The organism is Rhodococcus sp. NPDC127593, assembly GCF_042671975.1.
Classification (GTDB): domain Bacteria; phylum Actinomycetota; class Actinomycetes; order Mycobacteriales; family Mycobacteriaceae; genus Rhodococcus_F.
Genome location: NZ_JBHXWI010000149.1, coordinates 1 through 3,788, shown reverse-complemented (window position 1 = coordinate 3,788; position 3,788 = coordinate 1). Strand labels below are relative to the sequence as shown.

Here is a 3,788-nt window from a genome sequence, read left to right as displayed (position 1 = left end):
GCCCCCCAACCTTGTTGGGGGGCTTTCGGCATTCCCGGACACCCTTCACCGACCACAACCGGTGCCCCGCACACCCTTTCACCCCGGCGCACCGCTGGGAGACGGTCAGTCAATCGGGGGCGGTCACTTTCCGGCAGCTTCCGCCATTCGCGTGGAGTCATGCCGTACGAGTCGCGGAACCGACGCGTGAAGTGCGTGGGGTCGGCTAATCCGCACTAGAGCGCGATGGCAGCGATCATCAGCCCGGCTGGATGATCCACTACGTCAGGCTGGTGTGGTTTGCTTCCCAGGTCTCGTACAGGTGGCGGATCGAGATGTTGTGGGCGGCCGCGATGCGATCCGGGACAGCGAGGGATCTGTGAGGTTCGACTCTAGGTAGAGGCGAAGTCGCGCCGGTGACGAGCGTCAGCGAAGATCTCCAGTTGTGCTCGGCGAAATTCCCCACCTTCGGCGGTGATTACTGTAGCTCGGCGAGGTCTGCGGCGGTGGTGAAGTAGGTGCGGTAGCCGGCGTGCACCGCGGCGTGTGCCAATCCCACTGACAGGTGCGTCTTGCCCTCCCCGGCGATCCGATGAGCAGGATGTTCGTCGCCGTTTCCAGGTAGACGGCAGGTGCCGAGTTCGGTGATTAGTCCTTCGGTCGAGGGTCGGAGCGGCGTCGTAGTCGACGGGCCTCGGTCGACTCGACTTCGATGGAGAGGAGTTCTTCGAGGGTGGCGGTCATCGACTGATTGTTCCTGTCGGGTCGGCTCGCTGGTGCTGCGGCGCAATACTTCCGCTGCTGCGATCGCATCGGATCCGGGTGGGATCCGTTCCTTGCGGCGGTGCGGGCGCCCACTGGAACTGGCGGCGGTCATGGCCGCCTGGCCGAGTGCGTAGACGTGGCTGTGGACCATGACCCCGGCGCCGTCCTCGGCAAGGCGGTGGCGGGCGCCGGCGATCTGGGAAGCGGTGACGATGTCGATCACCTCCGACCCGAGCACGCGGGTGACGGTGATCTGCGCGGATGCCAGCTCCGGCGGCACCGAGTACCGGTTGCCGCGGTAGGGCACCATCGCCTGTGGGAACGCAGTCAGGGCTTCGGTGAGAATCGTCGGATACGGCGTCGCCGGCGGCGATGTGAGTGACTCCGCGGCCGCAACTGTTGCCACCGTAGCCTTTCCGCCGGCCGTGGCCCGCAGCCGGGTGTCGCCGCGCGGACGGCAGAACTCATCAACTTCTGTTGGGCTTGTTCGACGGTGAGATCGTCAGGCAAGCTGCGCCACCAGCGCTGGGCAGCAGTGTGATTGGCCTTCTCCACCACCCCTTTGCGGTTCCAGGACCGCGGCGGGCAGATCGCGACCGAGACGCGGTAGTGTTCGGCGACGCCGGCGAAGCTGGCTGTGATCCGCCCGGAGTCGGGGTGGCAGACGGTGGCCATCCGATCGAACCGCCAGGTTAGGGTCAGCCCCCGAGTCTGCGGCTGACCCGGTCGAGGCCGTCGACCAGATGCGCTGCCGTACCCCATCCCCAGGAGATGGGTGGGTTCGGTAGGTCCACCCAGTCCCACCGTGCTTCCTCGCCGGGTGGGTGGTCGATAACCGCGTTCGCCCGGTCGGTGGCGTTCGCGCATTGCTCGCCTCGCACACCGGCCGCAGTCTCCGATCCCGGAACTGACGGGTCAGCGTCTGGTACGACAGCCGGTAACCGAGGTCTTCGAGTTCGTCGCACAGGGTGCGCGCCCGCAGGTGGGGGTCCTCGGTCAGCCGGCAGCTCACGTACTCGACGAACAGAGACCATCAGCATCGAAGGAGACCGCCCTCATTGGCGGAGCCACACGGGTGGGGAGTTTCAGCGAGCCCGTCAGCGGAGCCGCTGCGGCTGTCTGAGCCAAGTGGTGGAGATGTGTACACAGCATGTCGTACAGAGGTTCGCGGGGACCAGATACTCGACCGCCCTGGCGATAGTCGCCGTCGGCACATCCAATTGCGCGTGATCGATTCACCGCGACGGTGACGCCGTAGGCACCCGGGCTCAGGGGTGTGAGAGCGATGCGGTCCCCACAAGTTGAGCCGCACCCGGACGTCCGCAAGAACAGGAGGTGTCTGCCGCTCCGATCCCGGCGGTGGAGCTTCCGGATGCGCGGTGTGTGCACATCGGGAGGAACGTGATACCCACTGTGGTACTTCGATTTTCGACTCCCGAGGCGTGGTGTCGGCGTGTTGCAGCCCCCAATCGAGGATGTAGTTGGACCACCGCGACCCATCCGGGCTCACCACACGTCCAGTGGGAGTGGCCGTCGAACTCGTGGTATTTCGTGAGCGCAGCGGGCTTGTGATAGCGCTTCGTATTCGACTTGTTCACCGACGGCGGCATGATGTGGTCGGCTTCGCCACCGATGAACAGCAACGGCGCGCGATCGTCCTTGGCGTAGTCCGCCGAGGTCTCCTGGTGGCCGGGCTTGAATTTCGCGATCAGGCCGTACGCCCCACCCGCTTTTGTGATGCGGCGATGTGATTGCGGTCTTACACCTTGTCGGATTCCTCCGGGTGAGGGTGTTGGTGAACGCGTAGTGGAACTCCTCGGGGGTGAACCCGGCGGTTTGTGGCGGTTCGCGGGATTCTTCGGAACGGGGAACAGCGAGGTTCATGAGGCTCGGCAGAGTGTCCAGTAATTCGATGACGCCGGCGAGATGGTCGACGGTCTCGGCAACTGTGAGGTTCGCGATGACCTCCGGATTCTCGCGCATTGCTTCGACCTCGATCTCGAACCCGGAGTTGGGCGGAGTCAACACCGTGTAGCCCTTGCTCCCGTAGTACTTCACCCAGTCTTCCCAGCTGCGCGGGGTCATCCGCAGCCCGTGGACGAAGACGATGATGCCGGGTGCTGCGGTGTGACTGCTCATGATTGTGATCCGTTGTCTCGAGTGAGGGAATGTCACTAGGTGTGGGTGTCGAGGAAAGTGAGCAGGTCTTGCCCAGCTGAACCCTGTGTGTGTCGGTGATGCCGTGCGGGCACCCGGGTAGACCTCGAGCGCGGTGCCGCCGGTCCGCGCCGCTGACTTCTGTGCCCCCGATCTCGAACGGCACGATCTGGTCGTCGTCACCGTGGATCAGGAGGGTCGGAACGTCGAACTCGTCGAGGTCGGCTCGGAAATCCGTCGCCGAGGACGCGGCGATGCCTTCGTAGGCGTTGTGGTGCCAGCCTGCATTCGTCCGCATAGGTGTTGATGTCGTTTCCAGACGTGGTCGGGAACAGTTGCCGTGCGTCCCAGCTGTCCGCATTGAGTGGCCCCCGTGGCTCAGGACTATGGGGCGGCCGGCTCCTCAGTCCTTGTAGAAGATGTCGGTGCCGTCGAGAGCGGCGACTGCCGGCATGTCGTACTCCTCGATTAAGAGTGAGCGGTAATTGGAGCGACGGTCCCACCGTACGAGCTCTCGGACCTGCGAAACCGGCTCAGCGTGCACACTTCTGGCCTGACAGCGAACGCCGATCGAGTGGCAGATTCGGAAGATTCCAGTGCGCGAATGCCCGCGACCAGGCGATTTGGAAACCGCGTGCGGTTCGCGTAACTTATTCCAAGTCAGAGCGACACGGACACCGACATTCACCACCTGGTGATGCAACGAGGTTGTACGAAGTGCCTGACCAATCCGAAGTTCACCATCGTGTATGGTTGTGCTTCAACCCCGGAATGTCTTCAGCGGGTACCGGTTTGCGCCGGTGAGGCTGGTAGGATAAGATGGAACGGTTGCCCCGGAGCGGCTGGCGAGTGTGTCAGTGGTGATGGTGTGTGCGTGTTCTTTGAGA

At 64.0% G+C, this 3,788-nt stretch carries 1 protein-coding gene and 3 pseudogenes; all 4 read right to left on the bottom strand.

Going from position 1 to position 3,788, the window contains the following annotated elements; all coding sequences use genetic code 11:
• Positions 1–206: pseudogene (locus tag ACFVJ3_RS49220) on the bottom strand (hypothetical protein); the annotation flags it as partial.
• Positions 207–469: 263 nt separating this feature from the next.
• A pseudogene (locus ACFVJ3_RS49215) lies at positions 470–837 on the bottom strand (ATP-binding protein); the annotation flags it as partial.
• Positions 749–1,771, bottom strand: a pseudogene (locus ACFVJ3_RS49210) (IS21 family transposase); the annotation flags it as partial. The pseudogenes ACFVJ3_RS49215 and ACFVJ3_RS49210, both read right to left, overlap by 89 nt.
• Before the next feature lie 479 nt (positions 1,772–2,250).
• Positions 2,251–2,883 carry a hypothetical protein gene (locus tag ACFVJ3_RS49205; protein WP_378459001.1) on the bottom strand — a complete coding sequence of 211 codons (633 nt, stop codon included), beginning with the start codon at positions 2,881–2,883 and terminating at the stop codon, positions 2,251–2,253.
• Between the last annotated feature and the right edge of the window lie 905 nt (positions 2,884–3,788).

What these genes read in the sequence shown, in the direction of transcription:
- ACFVJ3_RS49205 (WP_378459001.1), bottom strand. Translation starts at nt 2,883, where the DNA reads ATGAGCAGTCACACCGCAGCACCCGGCATCATCGTCTTCGTCCACGGG.